Genomic DNA, 16,288 nt, shown 5'->3' with positions numbered 1-16,288 from the left:
AAGCCACATGCTTTGGACCAAAAGCTTAAAACTATCGTATTCATTGAATAAACCGCGTTGTTAACGGAATGCTGCGCCCTCATACTTACAACATACAATTAACATATCAGCCATTTTTTACGCCGGACCCGGTAAGGTTGATACCGTTCTCACGTTAAGCAATGTAGAGGCTATTTTATGAATACGATTTGTTCATCATGTCAGGCCACCAACCGCCTGCCTGAGGATCGTATCGACGACGGCGCGAAATGTGGCCGCTGCGGTCATTCACTTTTTGAAGGCGATGTGGTTCATGCTACTGCTGCCACGCTGGATAAATACCTGCAGGATGACCTGCCGGTTGTCATCGATTTTTGGGCTCCATGGTGTGGCCCGTGTGTTAACTTCGCGCCAATCTTTGAAGATGTGGCTCAGGAACGCGCCGGTAAAATCCGGTTCATCAAGGTTAATACCGAGGCAGAACCAGAACTGAGTGCGCGGTTCCGGATCCGCAGCATTCCCACCATTATGGTCTTTAATGAAGGCAAAATGGTCGATATGCTGAGCGGCGCGGTACCTAAAGCCCCGTTCAATGACTGGCTTAATGAATCATTGTAACGCATAAGCCGGTATAAAGCCCTGCCGATGGCCCGCTTCTGTGCGGGCCTTTTTTTGTAAACTTCCCGCCAGCAACAGATTCGCTTGCCAGCCCCACAGGGGTGATTAGAATAGCCGTTTTTCGATTATCGGAATGCTTATGTCAGACAACGCCGTCCTTCGCCTGCGAACAGAACGCCTCGCCAAATCTACCCGCCCTTTTCTCGCGCGCGGTTCACGGGCGATCCGCTGTCAGTCATGCCTGTTACCCGTACGTAACTGCATCTGCGCGACGCGCGAAATCCATCAGGCCGCCAGCCGCTTTTGTCTGGTGATGTTTGACACTGAGCCGATGAAACCGAGTAACACGGGTCGCCTGATAGCCGACGTTCTGCCTGATACACAGGCGTTTATGTGGTCGCGGACAGAAACCGATCCCGCACTTATTGCAGCAATTTCGGATCCGGCCCGTCAGGCATACGTCGTTTTCCCTGCCTCATTCGCCGAGCCGCCGCGTCAGGTCTTTACCGAAGTGCCCGCAGGCAGCAAACCGCCGCTGTTTATTATGCTCGACGGCACGTGGAACGAAGCACGCAAGATGTTTCGCAAAAGTCCGTATCTGGATAATCTGCCGGTCTTCTCATTGGATGTGAGCGCCAGCTCCGGTTATATCCTGCGCGAAGCCTCACGCCCGGAGCTGCATTGCACCGTCGAAGTGGCTGCCGCCCTGCTGGAAAAAGCCGGCGACATGGAAGCTTCTGCGGGGCTGTCGCGGCACTTCAATCATTTCCGTACCCAATATCTGGCAGGAAAACCCCACCATCCGGTGCATCAGCTCACAGCAAAGAACGAAGAAAGCCTCTAGAATCAGTTCAGGATGATTGATTGGAGTTCTGATGAGCCAGCGTGGACTTGAAGCCCTGTTACGACCGGAATCTATCGCGGTAGTCGGTGCCAGCAACAAGCCGGGACGTGCCGGATACCTGATGATGCGTAATCTGCTCGATAGCGGATTCAACGGCCCGGTGCTGCCGGTCACTCCCGCGTATCGTGCTGTGTGTGGCGTTCTGACCTGGCGGGATGTCATCAGCCTGCCGATGTCACCGGATTTAGCCATTCTTTGCACGCACGCCGACCGTAATATTGCGCTGCTTGAGCAGCTCGGCGAGCGCGGCTGCAAAACGGTTATCGTCCTTTCCTCGCAGCCACAGCAATTCGCTGAACTGAAGGCCTGCGCCCAACGCTTTTCGATGCGCCTGCTCGGACCGAACAGTCTGGGCATTCTTGCGCCGTGGCAGCGTCTGAACGCCAGCTTTTCACCGGTGCCAATCCTTCCCGGCAAACTGGCATTTATTTCGCAGTCCGCCGCCGTCGCCAATACTATTCTCGACTGGGCACAGCAGCGCGCAGTCGGGTTTTCCTATTTCATTTCGCTTGGCGACAGCCTGGATATCGACGTTGACGATCTGCTCGATTTCCTCGCCCGCGACAGTAAGACCAGCGCTATCCTCCTTTATCTCGAACATATCAGCGACGCGCGGCGTTTTCTTTCTGCCTCACGGAGCGCTTCACGCAATAAACCGATTCTGGTGATCAAAAGCGGACGCAGCGTTAAGGCGCAGCAGCTACTCAACAGCCCGTTGAGCCTTGACGCGGCGTATGATGCCGCCATTCAGCGTGCAGGCTTACTGCGCGTGCAGGATACGCACGAACTGTTTTCGGCGGTAGAAACCCTCAGCCACATGCGCCCGTTAAAAGGTGAGCGCTTACTTATCATTAGCAACGGCGCTGCACCTGCCGCGATGGCGCTTGACCAGCTGCTATCGCGCAACGGTAAACTGGCGGAGCTTGGTGAAGAGACATGCAGGGCATTGAGCGCCGTTCTGCCGGGCACGATTTCGGCGCTGAATCCTTTGGACTTACATGATGACGCCACACCGCAGCTCTATCAGGCGGTCATGACGACGCTGCTCGACAGTACGGATTTTGATGCACTGCTGGTGATCCACGCACCAAGTGCCGCTGCGCATGGGACAGTCACCGCCAGCCATCTTATCGAGGCCGTCCGTAAACATCCCCGTGGTAAATACGTCACGCTGCTGACCAACTGGTGCGGTGAATTCTCTTCTCAAGAAGCGCGTAAACTGTTTACCGAGGCCGGGATCCCGACTTACCGCACCCCGGAAGGTACAGTGACAGCGTTTATGCATATGGTGGAATATCGTCGTAATCAGAAACAGCTGAAAGAAACCCCGGCACTGCCTGCGGATCTTGAACAGAACACCGATGAGGCTCACAGGCTCATCGCCCGGACGCTGTCGGAGGGCACCACCCAGTTAGATACGCATGAAGTCCGCGCGATTTTACAGGCCTATGGGATGAACGTATTGCCGACATGGATTGCAAGCGACAGCGCCGAAGCAGTCAATATCGCCAGTCAGGTGGGGTATCCGGTGGCATTGAAATTACGCTCGCCGGACATTCCGCATAATTCTGAAGTTCAGGGCGTGATGCTGTATCTGCGCACCGCCAGCGAAGTCGAACAGGCTGCGAATGCGATTTTCGATCGCGCCCGTCAGGCTTTTCCTCAGGCGAGAATTCAGGGGCTGCTGGTACAAACCATGGCTAACCGGCCAGGCTCGCAGGAGCTGCGGGTGGTGGTAGAGCAGGATCCGGTCTTTGGTCCGCTGATTATGCTGGCTGAGGGCAGTTCCAACTGGCAGCCCGAACGTCAGGCGGTGGTCGCCCTGCCGCCGCTGAATATGACGCTGGCACGCTATCAGGTGGTTCAGGCGCTGAAAAGCGGCAAGATCCGTGGTCGCAATGCATTACATCCCCTCGATATTTCTGCACTCAGCCAGTTGCTGGTGAATGTATCGAACCTGATCATTGATTGCCCTGAAATCGAACGGCTTGATATTCATCCGCTGCTGGTCTCAGGAAGCGAGCTCAGCCTGCTGGATGTGTCGATGCAGCTATCGACCCAAACGGCTGACGCGCCATCACGTCTGGCAATCCGGCCTTATCCGCGCGAACTGGAAGAGCGCGTTGTCCTTAAAGATGGCTCGCAGGCCTTGTTCCGCCCAATCCTCCCCGAGGATGAACCGCTGCTCAAAGCGTTTATCCTTAAAGTCACAAAAGAGGACCTCTACTACCGTTACTTCAATGAGATCAATGAGTTTACTCATGAAGATTTAGCCAATATGACGCAGATTGATTACGACCGCGAAATGGCCTTCGTCGCCATCCATACGGTGAATGATAAAAATGAAATTATTGGAGTAACGCGAGCTGTCTCAGATCCGGACAATATTGACGCTGAATTCTCTGTGCTGGTTCGCTCGGATCTGAAAGGGCTGGGGCTTGGGCGCAGACTTCTCGATAAGATGATCAACTACGCCGCAGAGCATGGACTGCAACGTCTGACGGGGATCACCATGCCGAACAATCAGGGCATGATCACGCTGGCCAGAAAGCTCGGGTTCGACGTCGACATCCAGATTCAGGACGGCATTGTGAACCTGTCGCTTGTGCTGAAAAAAAACCGAATAACCTTGCAGAAAACCGTGAGCCTAAGCCATGAACAGGCAAAAGATGCGCACATCGGAGAGGACTAATGGTATTATCGACCGATTGTGCGGTTACCACTGTCTGCTTGTGCCGCGAAAGCCATTACATGAAGAGAGAAGAAGCGCACTGTGATGTTGTCTAAATTCAAACGTAATAAACATCAACAACACCTTGCTCAGCTACCCAAACTCCCCCAAACGGTTGATGCTGTAAAAACGCTCTACTGCCCAACAGATTTCCGTAAGACGCTGCTCAGCGCAATTGCCAACGCTACCCAACGGATATATCTGGTCGCTCTCTATTTAGAGAATGATGACGGCGGTCGCGACGTATTGTCGGCACTTTATGCGGCTAAACAGCAACGACCTGAGCTTGAGATTTGCGTGCTGGTCGACTGGCACCGTGCTCAGCGTGGGCGTATCGGCGCAGCTGCGGCTGACACCAATGCTGACTGGTATTGTCGCATGGCGAAGGAGCATCCTGAATGTTCTGTGCCGGTATACGGTGTTCCTGTTAATACACGTGAAGCACTGGGTGTGCTGCACCTGAAAGGTTTTGTGATTGACGATCAGGTGATCTACAGCGGGGCGAGCCTCAATGATGTCTATCTGCATCGCCATGAGAAATATCGCTATGACCGCTACCAGTTGCTGACCAATGCCGCGCTGGCAAACACCATGATCGACTTTATGAAGAAGTCGATCATTACTGCCGCAGCCGTGCAGCGCCTCGATCGTGAAGATCGTCCTAAAAGCATTGAGATCAAAAATGAAACGCGTCAGTTCCGCCAAAGCCTGCGCTCCAGCGGATATCATTTCAAAGACAGCGCCGGGAATGATGAACTGGCGGTGACGCCCATCGTTGGCCTGGGCAAGCAGAACGAGCTAAACCGGACTATTCATCATCTGATGGCCAGTACGGAGCAGAAGCTGACACTGTGTACTCCTTATTTCAATATGCCGGCAATGCTGTCGCGCAATATTATTCATCTGCTGCGCCGCGGGAAGCAGGTGGAGATAATTGTTGGCGATAAGACGGCCAACGATTTCTATATTCCACAGGATCAGCCTTTTAAGATCATCGGTGCCCTGCCCTATCTCTACGAAATAAACCTGCGCCGCTTCCTAAGTCGTTTACAGCGTTTTGTCGACAGCGGTCAGTTGATTGTGCGTCTGTGGAAAGATGGGGATAACAGTTATCATCTCAAAGGTATGTGGGTCGATGACCGCTGGCAGATGATCACCGGGAATAACCTGAATCCACGCGCATGGCGGTTGGATCTGGAGAATGCGATTTTAATCCACGATCCCCATAAAGAGATGGCGGAGCAGCGTCAGAAAGAGCTTGATGAAATTCGTCAGCATACGCAAGTTGTCTCTCATTATATGGAACTGGAAAGCATCCCTAATTATCCGGTTAAAGTACGTAAACTTATTCGCCGTTTACGGCGGATACGTATCGACAGATTAATCAGCCGAATTCTGTAATTGGCTATACTGAAAGCCTGATCATGTTGATCGGGCTTTTTTATATCTGGAATAATACGAATGGCTCACTCACCTCTCCCTCGTTATAAACTCCCCTTAATCACCCTGATAGTAATGAGTAGTGGCTGCACTCACTTCGCCAACGATCAATGGACCGGTAAAGACAAAGCCGAGCACTTTGTAGGATCCGCCGTGTTAGCCGCGACAGCCACCGCTTATGGGGACAATCAGGGATGGAATGAAGCGCGCAGTCGTTCTTTCGGCTTGCTGTTTTCGGTGAGTCTGGGCGCGGCGAAAGAACTTTATGACAGCAGGGAAGGTGGCAGTGGCTGGAGCTGGAAAGATTTCAGCTGGGATATCGCCGGGGCGGCAGTGGGGTATAGTGCTTATCATTTGATGCATTATTGATGATTTTTACTGCAAAATTTCCGTCCATAGCTGCAAAAAAAGGTAAATAGCTGTTTTTCTGCGGTCATTCCCCCCAAATCCCAGACAGCAAAAAGCCCTGTACGTCAGTACAGGGCTTTCCACTTGTTTGATGCCTGGCAGTTCCCTACTCTCGCATGGGGAGACCCCACACTACCATCGGCGCTACGGCGTTTCACTTCTGAGTTCGGCATGGGGTCAGGTGGGACCACCGCGCTAGTGCCGCCAGGCAAATTCTGTTTCATCCGTACCGCCACGCACCGTGATTTCTCACAACGCCTCGCCGTACGAACCAATCTCGGAACGTCGCTGAAAATCTACTTCCCCACGCTCGCGCGCAGCAGAGTCACTCTAATCAAAACACCTTTGGTGTTGTAAGGTTAAGCCTCTCGGGTCATTAGTACTGGTTAGCTCAATGCATCGCTGCACTTACACACCCAGCCTATCAACGTCTTAGTCTTAAACGTCCCTTCAGGTGGCTTAAAGCCACAGGGAAGACTCATCTCGAGGCAAGTTTCGCGCTTAGATGCTTTCAGCGCTTATCTTTTCCGCATTTAGCTACCGGGCAATGCCATTGGCATGACAACCCGAACACCAGTGATGCGTCCACTCCGGTCCTCTCGTACTAGGAGCAGCCCCTCTCAATCTTCCAACGCCCACGGCAGATAGGGACCGAACTGTCTCACGACGTTCTAAACCCAGCTCGCGTACCACTTTAAACGGCGAACAGCCGTACCCTTGGGACCTACTTCAGCCCCAGGATGTGATGAGCCGACATCGAGGTGCCAAACACCGCCGTCGATATGAACTCTTGGGCGGTATCAGCCTGTTATCCCCGGAGTACCTTTTATCCGTTGAGCGATGGCCCTTCCATTCAGAACCACCGGATCACTATGACCTACTTTCGTACCTGCTCGAGCCGTCACTCTCGCAGTCAAGCTAGCTTATGCCATTGCACTAACCTCACGATGTCCGACCGTGATTAGCTAACCTTCGTGCTCCTCCGTTACTCTTTAGGAGGAGACCGCCCCAGTCAAACTACCCACCAGACACTGTCCTCACCCCGGATCACGGGGCCGAGTTAGAACATCAAACATTAAAGGGTGGTATTTCAAGGTTGGCTCCACGCAGACTGGCGTCCACGCTTCAAAGCCTCCCACCTATCCTACACATCAAGGCTCAATGTTCAGTGTCAAGCTATAGTAAAGGTTCACGGGGTCTTTCCGTCTTGCCGCGGGTACACTGCATCTTCACAGCGAGTTCAATTTCACTGAGTCTCGGGTGGAGACAGCCTGGCCATCATTACGCCATTCGTGCAGGTCGGAACTTACCCGACAAGGAATTTCGCTACCTTAGGACCGTTATAGTTACGGCCGCCGTTTACCGGGGCTTCGATCAAGAGCTTCGCATTGCTGCTAACCCCATCAATTAACCTTCCGGCACCGGGCAGGCGTCACACCGTATACGTCCACTTTCGTGTTTGCACAGTGCTGTGTTTTTATTAAACAGTTGCAGCCAGCTGGTATCTGCGACTGGCTTCGGCTCCGAGAGCAAGTCTCTTCACCTACGCGCCAGCGTGCCTTCTCCCGAAGTTACGGCACCATTTTGCCTAGTTCCTTCACCCGAGTTCTCTCAAGCGCCTGAGTATTCTCTACCTGACCACCTGTGTCGGTTTGGGGTACGATTTCGTGTTACCTGGAGCTTAGAGGCTTTTCCTGGAAGCATGGCATCAACTACTTCACCACCGTAGTGGCTCGTTATCACGCCTCAGGGTTGAATATGTAACCGGATTTACCAAGTCACACCCCCTACACGCTTGAACCGGGACAACCGTCGCCCGGCTAGCCTAGCCTTCTCCGTCCCCCCTTCGCAGTAACACCAAGTGCTGGAATATTAACCAGCTTCCCATCGACTACGCTTTTCAGCCTCGCCTTAGGGGTCGACTCACCCTGCCCCGATTAACGTTGGACAGGAACCCTTGGTCTTCCGGCGTGCGGGTTTTTCACCCGCATTATCGTTACTTATGTCAGCATTCGCACTTCTGATACCTCCAGCACCCCTCACAGGACACCTTCGACGGCTTACAGAACGCTCCCCTACCCAACAACGCCTAAGCGTCGCTGCCGCAGCTTCGGTGCATGGTTTAGCCCCGTTACATCTTCCGCGCAGGCCGACTCGACCAGTGAGCTATTACGCTTTCTTTAAATGATGGCTGCTTCTAAGCCAACATCCTGGCTGTCTATGCCTTCCCACATCGTTTCCCACTTAACCATGACTTTGGGACCTTAGCTGGCGGTCTGGGTTGTTTCCCTCTTCACGACGGACGTTAGCACCCGCCGTGTGTCTCCCGTGATAACATTCTTCGGTATTCGGAGTTTGCATCGAGTTGGTAAGCCGGGATGGCCCCCTAGTCGAAACAGTGCTCTACCCCCGAAGATGAGTTCACGAGGCGCTACCTAAATAGCTTTCGGGGAGAACCAGCTATCTCCCGGTTTGATTGGCCTTTCACCCCCAGCCACAAGTCATCCGCTAATTTTTCAACATTAGTCGGTTCGGTCCTCCAGTTAGTGTTACCCAACCTTCAACCTGCCCATGGCTAGATCACCGGGTTTCGGGTCTATACCTTGCAACTTGACGCCCAGTTAAGACTCGGTTTCCCTACGGCTCCCCTATTCGGTTAACCTTGCTACAAAATATAAGTCGCTGACCCATTATACAAAAGGTACGCAGTCACCCAACAAAGTAGGCTCCCACTGCTTGTACGTACACGGTTTCAGGTTCTATTTCACTCCCCTCGCCGGGGTTCTTTTCGCCTTTCCCTCACGGTACTGGTTCACTATCGGTCAGTCAGGAGTATTTAGCCTTGGAGGATGGTCCCCCCATATTCAGACAGGATGTCACGTGTCCCGCCCTACTCATCGAACTCACAATAAGTGCATTTTTGTGTACGGGACTATCACCCTATACTGTGCGACTTTCCAGACGCTTCCACTAATGCACAAACTGATTCAGGTTCTGGGCTCTTCCCCGTTCGCTCGCCGCTACTGGGGGAATCTCGGTTGATTTCTTTTCCTCGGGGTACTTAGATGTTTCAGTTCCCCCGGTTCGCCTTGCATGGCTATGTATTCACCATGCAATAGTGTGTCGAAACACACTGGGTTTCCCCATTCGGGTATCGTCGGTTATAACGGTTCATATCACCTTACCGACGCTTTTCGCAGATTAGCACGCCCTTCATCGCCTCTGACTGCCTAGGCATCCACCGTGTACGCTTAGTCGCTTAACCTCACAACCCGAAGGTGTCTTAAAGACATCGTCGCATTGCGATTATTTGAGAGACTCTATTACAGACAAAATCATCACTCAGTACTTCTACGGAGAGTGATGTTCAGCTGTAATGTTTCAATTTTCAGCTTGTTCCAGATTGTTAAAGAGCAATATCTTAAACACGACTCGTTAAAGTCATCTTTAAGATATTCGGTGATAATGTCTTTCACACATTATCGGAGTGGCGTCCCCAAGGGGATTCGAACCCCTGTTACAGCCGTGAAAGGGCAGTGTCCTAGGCCTCTAGACGATGGGGACACGAAAAATCCGCACCAGACCCCCAAAAGGGCTTGGCACTTTTCGCATCAGCGTAAGGTCTCCCTTACCGCATCAACAGGTGCTCTTGCTCATTAATTTCATCAGACAATCTGTGTGGACACTGCACAATGCGTATCTTTAGGTAAGGAGGTGATCCAACCGCAGGTTCCCCTACGGTTACCTTGTTACGACTTCACCCCAGTCATGAATCACAAAGTGGTAAGCGCCCTCCCGAAGGTTAAGCTACCTACTTCTTTTGCAACCCACTCCCATGGTGTGACGGGCGGTGTGTACAAGGCCCGGGAACGTATTCACCGTAGCATTCTGATCTACGATTACTAGCGATTCCGACTTCATGGAGTCGAGTTGCAGACTCCAATCCGGACTACGACATACTTTATGAGGTCCGCTTGCTCTCGCGAGTTTGCTTCTCTTTGTATATGCCATTGTAGCACGTGTGTAGCCCTACTCGTAAGGGCCATGATGACTTGACGTCATCCCCACCTTCCTCCGGTTTATCACCGGCAGTCTCCTTTGAGTTCCCACCATTACGTGCTGGCAACAAAGGATAAGGGTTGCGCTCGTTGCGGGACTTAACCCAACATTTCACAACACGAGCTGACGACAGCCATGCAGCACCTGTCTCACGGTTCCCGAAGGCACTAAGCTATCTCTAGCGAATTCCGTGGATGTCAAGAGTAGGTAAGGTTCTTCGCGTTGCATCGAATTAAACCACATGCTCCACCGCTTGTGCGGGCCCCCGTCAATTCATTTGAGTTTTAACCTTGCGGCCGTACTCCCCAGGCGGTCGACTTAACGCGTTAGCTCCGGAAGCCACGCCTCAAGGGCACAACCTCCAAGTCGACATCGTTTACAGCGTGGACTACCAGGGTATCTAATCCTGTTTGCTCCCCACGCTTTCGCACCTGAGCGTCAGTCTTTGTCCAGGGGGCCGCCTTCGCCACCGGTATTCCTCCAGATCTCTACGCATTTCACCGCTACACCTGGAATTCTACCCCCCTCTACAAGACTCTAGCTTGCCAGTTTCAAATGCAGTTCCCAAGTTAAGCTCGGGGATTTCACATCTGACTTAACAAACCGCCTGCGTGCGCTTTACGCCCAGTAATTCCGATTAACGCTTGCACCCTCCGTATTACCGCGGCTGCTGGCACGGAGTTAGCCGGTGCTTCTTCTGCGAGTAACGTCAATCGCTGCAGCTATTAACTACAACGCCTTCCTCCTCGCTGAAAGTGCTTTACAACCCTAAGGCCTTCTTCACACACGCGGCATGGCTGCATCAGGCTTGCGCCCATTGTGCAATATTCCCCACTGCTGCCTCCCGTAGGAGTCTGGACCGTGTCTCAGTTCCAGTGTGGCTGGTCATCCTCTCAGACCAGCTAGGGATCGTCGCCTAGGTGAGCCATTACCCCACCTACTAGCTAATCCCATCTGGGCACATCCGATGGCGTGAGGCCCGAAGGTCCCCCACTTTGCTCTTGCGAGGTCATGCGGTATTAGCTACCGTTTCCAGTAGTTATCCCCCTCCATCAGGCAGTTTCCCAGACATTACTCACCCGTCCGCCGCTCGTCACCCAGAGAGCAAGCTCTCCCGTGCTACCGCTCGACTTGCATGTGTTAGGCCTGCCGCCAGCGTTCAATCTGAGCCATGATCAAACTCTTCAATTAAAAGTTCGATTTGCTTAAACAAGTTAAGCGGTGCTCAAAGATTACTTCGTAATAATTCAACTAAATGAATTACTGCTTGGTCACTCTAAGACTTGATATTTTTTTGCCACCGGGGTGGCTGATATCGTCTTGTGAGTGCCCACACAGATTGTCTGATAAATTGTTAAAGAGCAGTGAGTTACGCGCTTTCGCTTGCTAACTCGAGGTGGCGTATATTACGCCTTCCTCATTCAGTGTCAACCGTTTATTTCGCCGGATGCCGCTGTTTATAATCTTTCCCGACCCGGTGACTTCGTGATGTTGTTCACGTTGTTCCCTGTCGATGGAGCGGCATTATAGGGAGTTCTGAGCAGGCCGCAAGGGTTTATTGAAAATTATTTACCGACCGTTCATAAATACACCAAATGCTTTATTTGCGTTCAAAAGGCGCATAAAAAACGGGCTCCAAACTGCTTTGGAGCCCGTTTTGCGCTTTATGCCTAACCGTTATTGTCTTGCGACAATGTGATCATCTTCCACATCAACCGTAATTGGCTTACCTGGAATCAGCTTACCCGACAAAATTTGCTGGGCCAGCGGGTTCTCAATTTGCTGCTGGATGGCACGTTTCAACGGCCGCGCACCGTAAACAGGATCGAATCCGGTATTGCCAAGCAGCTCCAGCGCCGCATCGGTCAGCGTTGCAGTATAGCCATGCTCTTCCAAGCGTTTGTATAAACGCTGCAACTGGATCTGCGCGATATGCTTGATATGCGCGTGAGCCAGCGGATGGAACACCACAACCTCATCTATACGGTTGATGAATTCCGGTCTGAAGCTGTGTGTCACGACTTCCATTACCGACTCTTTCATCTGCGCATAGGTCGCTTCACCAAAGTGTTGCTGAATAATGTCAGAACCCAGGTTAGAGGTCATGATCACCACCGTATTACGGAAGTCGACCGTCCTGCCCTGTCCGTCGGTTAAGCGTCCGTCGTCCAACACCTGCAATAAGATGTTGAAGACATCCGGATGCGCCTTTTCCACTTCGTCTAATAAGATGACGGAATAAGGACGGCGGCGCACCGCTTCTGTCAGATAACCGCCTTCTTCATAACCCACATAACCCGGAGGGGCACCGACCAGACGAGAAACAGAATGTTTCTCCATAAACTCTGACATATCGATACGCACCATCGCGTCATCACTGTTGAACAGGAATGTCGCCAGCGCCTTACACAGCTCAGTTTTACCCACACCGGTCGGGCCGAGGAACAGGAACGAACCAATCGGGCGATTCGGATCCGACAGCCCTGCACGGCTGCGGCGGATCGCATTCGATACCGCTTCCACCGCTTCGTTCTGACCGATGACCCGGCTATGCAGTTCCTCTTCCATCCGCAGCAGTTTTTCACGCTCACTTTCCAGCATGCGGGCCACGGGTATACCCGTCCAGCGCGCCAGCACATCGGCAATTTCCACATCTGTTACGCGGTTGCGCAGCAGTTTCATGGTTTTGCCTTCAGCTTGGGTCGCCGCGGCCAGCTGTTTTTCCAGCTCAGGAATTTTCCCGTACTGCAATTCTGACATACGCCCCAGGTCGCCAACGCGACGCGCCTGCTCCAGCGTGATTTTCGCCTGCTCCAGTTCCGCTTTAATATTCTGCGTACCGGTCAGTGACGCTTTCTCGGCTTTCCACTCTTCTTCCAGCTCAGAATATTCACGCTCTTTCTGATTGAGCTCTGTTTCCAGCATTTCGAGACGTTTCACACTGGCATCATCAGACTCTTTCTTCAGCGCCTGTTGTTCGAGCTTGAGCTGAATGATACGACGCTCAAGGCGATCAAGAGATTCCGGTTTCGAGTCCATCTGCATACGAATACTGGACGCCGCTTCATCAATAAGGTCGATCGCTTTATCCGGTAACTGACGATCGGAAATATAGCGATGCGATAAGGTCGCCGCCGCCACGATTGCCGGGTCAGTAATCTGTACATGGTGATGCAGTTCGTAACGCTCTTTCAGCCCACGCAGAATGGCGATGGTGTCTTCAACAGAAGGCTCGGCGACAAACACTTTCTGGAAACGACGCTCTAACGCGGCGTCCTTCTCTATATACTGACGATATTCATTTAAGGTTGTCGCACCAACGCAGTGAAGTTCACCACGTGCCAGCGCTGGTTTCAGCATGTTCCCGGCATCCATCGCACCGTCGGCTTTACCCGCGCCCACCATGGTGTGCAATTCGTCGATGAACAGAATGACGTTACCTTCCTGTTTCGCCAGATCGTTTAACAGGCCTTTCAAACGTTCTTCGAATTCACCACGATATTTCGCCCCGGCCACCAGCGCGCCCATGTCTAATGACAGTACGCGTTTGTTTTTCAGCCCTTCAGGCACTTCACCATTGATGATGCGCTGCGCCAGACCTTCGGCGATCGCCGTTTTACCAACACCGGGTTCACCAATCAGCACCGGGTTATTTTTGGTACGGCGTTGCAGCACCTGAATTGTCCGGCGAATTTCTTCATCACGACCGATGACCGGATCCAGTTTGCCCTGCTCGGCACGTTCGGTCAGATCGATAGTGAATTTTTTCAATGCCTGACGTTGGTCTTCGGCATTCTGGTCATCCACTTTCTCACCTCCACGCATTTGATCGATAGCCGCAGTAATCTTCTCGGCCGTTGCGCCGCTGGCTTTTAACACATCTGTTAATGAGCCACGGTCTTTCATCACTGCCAAAACAAAGAGTTCTGACGAAATAAAGGTATCGGCACGTTGCTGTGCCAGTTTGTCACAAAGATTTAAAACACGAACCAGCTCATGGGATGGTTGAACATCTCCGCCGGTCCCTTCAACTTGCGGCAAACGCCCCAAAGCCTGATCAACGTCCGTGCGCAGTTTCTGGGTATCAACCCCGGCTGCTGTTAATAAAGGGCGCACGGTTCCGCCTTCCTGAGTGAGCAAAGCGCTCATCAGGTGGACAGGTTCGATAAATTGATTGTCGCGCCCAAGCGCGAGAGACTGAGCATCCGCGAGGGCAAGCTGGAATTTACTTGTAAGACGATCCAGACGCATAACACCTCCAATACTGAACAAAATTGCTACTGGAGATTAAATGAGGTCAACCCTCACGTTTTCAAGGTTATCTTGTCAGTATATTAGGAAGGCAACAGCGATGCGCGATGGATCGTCTTGATTAGACAGGTTATCTCAGCCAAATTAAACTTGCCAGCCGTCCAGTGATCCCATCGCGTCGGTAAGAGTAAAATTTGCTGTTGTCAGACACGGTGCAATATTCACCACCGTAGATGGCGCTTACACCCGCAGATTGCAAGCGTAAGCGAGCAAGCTGAAAGATATCGGCCATGAATTTCGTTCCGGCAGGAACAAAAGCGCAAGAGGATTCAGGATCCACGGCCATAAAGGCTTCACGAACCTCGGCCCCCACTTCAAAATGCGACGGACCAATTGCCGGGCCGAGCCACGCAATTACATCCCCCGGATTTGCCCTGAAGCACGCCAGGGTATTTTCCAGTACACCTGCACACAAACCGCGCCAGCCCGCATGCGCGGCCGCCACTTCATCCCCTGCACGGCTACAAAAGAGCACGGGGAGGCAGTCTGCAGTCATTGCCGCACAAACTACACCAGGCTCACAGGTATAGGCAGCATCAGCAATCAGGGTGGGTGTAACGGGAGTCAGTGAAGTGAGTCGGGCAACATCGGTGCCGTGAACCTGTTCGAGCCAGTGCGGCGCGGCAGGTAAACCACCAAGCGCAATCAGTCGCTGGCGGTTGGCAGCTACATGTTGCGGATTATCCCCGACATGACTGCCGAGATTGAGGGAACCGAAAGGAGACAAACTAATGCCTCCTTTGCGGGTTGTTGCATATGACCGAACCGACGCCGGTTGCGGCCATTGAGGCCTGATAAGCGCACTCATTACCAGTTCATCTGATCCTTGAACTCTTCGGTATCCGCTTTCAGCGCAGTTATCAGGTCAACCATATCCTGAGGAAGTGGGGCATGCCACTCCATCTGAATACCGGTGACGGGATGATAAAGACGAAGCATGGTCGCGTGCAGCGCCTGACGATCGAATCCGCGCAGCGTATTGATGAACGTTTCGGACGCCCCTTTCGGCAAACGTGGACGGCCGCCATAAAGCTGGTCGCCTAACAACGGATGGTTGACGTGAGCCATGTGCACACGGATCTGGTGAGTACGACCCGATTCGAGACGCAGACGCAGACGCGTATGGGCACGGAAATGCTCCATGATGCGGTAATGCGTGGTCGCTGGTTTACCCATCGGATGAACTGCCATATGCGTACGTTTGGTGGAATGACGCGCAATCGGCTCATTCACCGTGCCGCCTGCCGTCATTGTACCAATGGCCACAGCTTCGTATTCGCGGGTAATTTCGCGAGCCTGAAGAGCCATCACCAGATGCGTTTGCGCAGGAACTGATTTCGCGACAACCATCAGACCAGTGGTATCTTTATCGAGACGGTGAACGATGCCGCAGCGCGGGACGTCCATGATTTCAGGGTAATAATGCAGTAACGCATTCAGTACCGTACCGTCCGGATTTCCTGCGCCTGGGTGAACAACCAGATCGCGGGGTTTATTGATGACTAAAATATCGCTATCTTCATAGACGATATCTAATGGGATATCTTGTGGCAGCCAACGCGCTTCTTCTTCAATTTGCGCATCGATTGCGATAGCCTCGCCACCCAACACTTTTTCTTTAGGTTTGGTCACTTTTTTGCCGTTGACCGTGACCCGGTCGTCCAGGATCCAATCTTTTATGCGAGATCGTGAATAATCAGGGAACAATTCGGCCAAAGCCTGATCTAACCGTTGACCGAGTTGAGATTCGGCCACCGTTGCGGTGAGTTGTACTTGTTGTGCCATATGCAGCTTCTTGGTTAACGTTGGGTTTTCACGGCGATGCCGTTTAAAATAAT

At 52.5% G+C, this 16,288-nt stretch carries 8 protein-coding genes, 1 tRNA gene and 3 rRNA genes; 5 read left to right on the top strand and 7 right to left on the bottom strand.

The features are described from left to right. The first annotated feature begins 177 nt into the window (after positions 1–177). The 5 genes from trxC (at position 178) to I2123_RS05710 (ending at position 6,041) form a co-directional block, all read left to right on the top strand. Positions 178–597: a thioredoxin TrxC gene (trxC, locus tag I2123_RS05730; protein ID WP_112165794.1), complete on the top strand. Its 420-nt coding sequence runs from the start codon at positions 178–180 to the stop codon at positions 595–597. A gap of 139 nt (positions 598–736) precedes the next feature. Then, positions 737–1,441 carry a tRNA-uridine aminocarboxypropyltransferase gene (locus I2123_RS05725; RefSeq protein WP_112165967.1) on the top strand — a complete coding sequence of 235 codons (705 nt, stop codon included), beginning with the start codon at positions 737–739 and terminating at the stop codon, positions 1,439–1,441. A gap of 31 nt (positions 1,442–1,472) precedes the next feature. Continuing rightward, on the top strand, positions 1,473–4,193 hold the full coding sequence (locus I2123_RS05720; RefSeq protein WP_213051963.1) for a bifunctional acetate--CoA ligase family protein/GNAT family N-acetyltransferase: 2,721 nt from the start codon (positions 1,473–1,475) through the stop codon (positions 4,191–4,193). 84 nt (positions 4,194–4,277) lie between these two features. Continuing rightward, entirely contained in the window at positions 4,278–5,633 is a 1,356-nt protein-coding gene (gene pssA / locus I2123_RS05715) for a CDP-diacylglycerol--serine O-phosphatidyltransferase (RefSeq protein ID WP_112165790.1), read from the top strand. 60 nt (positions 5,634–5,693) lie between these two features. After that, complete coding sequence (locus I2123_RS05710) at positions 5,694–6,041, top strand: YfiM family lipoprotein (protein ID WP_213051962.1); 348 nt, start codon at positions 5,694–5,696, stop codon at positions 6,039–6,041. 132 nt (positions 6,042–6,173) lie between these two features. Here the strand turns inward: I2123_RS05710 and rrf are convergent. The 7 genes from rrf to rluD all read right to left on the bottom strand — a co-directional run bounded on the left by rrf (position 6,174) and on the right by rluD (position 16,235). Then, a 5S ribosomal RNA gene (rrf, locus tag I2123_RS05705) occupies positions 6,174–6,289 on the bottom strand. 146 nt (positions 6,290–6,435) lie between these two features. Continuing rightward, positions 6,436–9,345, bottom strand: a 23S ribosomal RNA gene (locus I2123_RS05700). A gap of 223 nt (positions 9,346–9,568) precedes the next feature. Next, positions 9,569–9,644 (bottom strand) — tRNA-Glu (locus tag I2123_RS05695). A 143-nt stretch (positions 9,645–9,787) separates the two neighbouring features. Next, positions 9,788–11,330 (bottom strand): 16S ribosomal RNA (locus I2123_RS05690). The 16S, 23S and 5S rRNA genes sit together here with 1 tRNA gene alongside, the layout of an rRNA operon. Positions 11,331–11,816: 486 nt before the next feature. Continuing rightward, complete coding sequence (gene clpB / locus I2123_RS05685; RefSeq protein ID WP_112169430.1) at positions 11,817–14,390, bottom strand: ATP-dependent chaperone ClpB; 2,574 nt, start codon at positions 14,388–14,390, stop codon at positions 11,817–11,819. A gap of 130 nt (positions 14,391–14,520) precedes the next feature. Beyond that, positions 14,521–15,258 carry a purine nucleoside phosphorylase YfiH gene (yfiH, locus tag I2123_RS05680; protein WP_213051961.1) on the bottom strand — a complete coding sequence of 246 codons (738 nt, stop codon included), beginning with the start codon at positions 15,256–15,258 and terminating at the stop codon, positions 14,521–14,523. Continuing rightward, the gene (gene rluD / locus I2123_RS05675) at positions 15,258–16,235 is read right to left on the bottom strand and encodes a 23S rRNA pseudouridine(1911/1915/1917) synthase RluD (RefSeq protein ID WP_112169426.1); all 978 of its coding nucleotides are present in this window, start codon (positions 16,233–16,235) and stop codon (positions 15,258–15,260) included. The genes yfiH and rluD overlap by 1 nt, the downstream gene beginning before the upstream one ends. Between the last annotated feature and the right edge of the window lie 53 nt (positions 16,236–16,288).

Source organism: Rahnella inusitata, assembly GCF_018288855.1.
GTDB classification, from domain to species: Bacteria; Pseudomonadota; Gammaproteobacteria; order Enterobacterales; family Enterobacteriaceae; genus Rahnella; species Rahnella inusitata.
The sequence above is the reverse complement of the archived record's forward strand: the minus strand, read 5'-3'. Positions and strand labels throughout refer to the sequence as shown.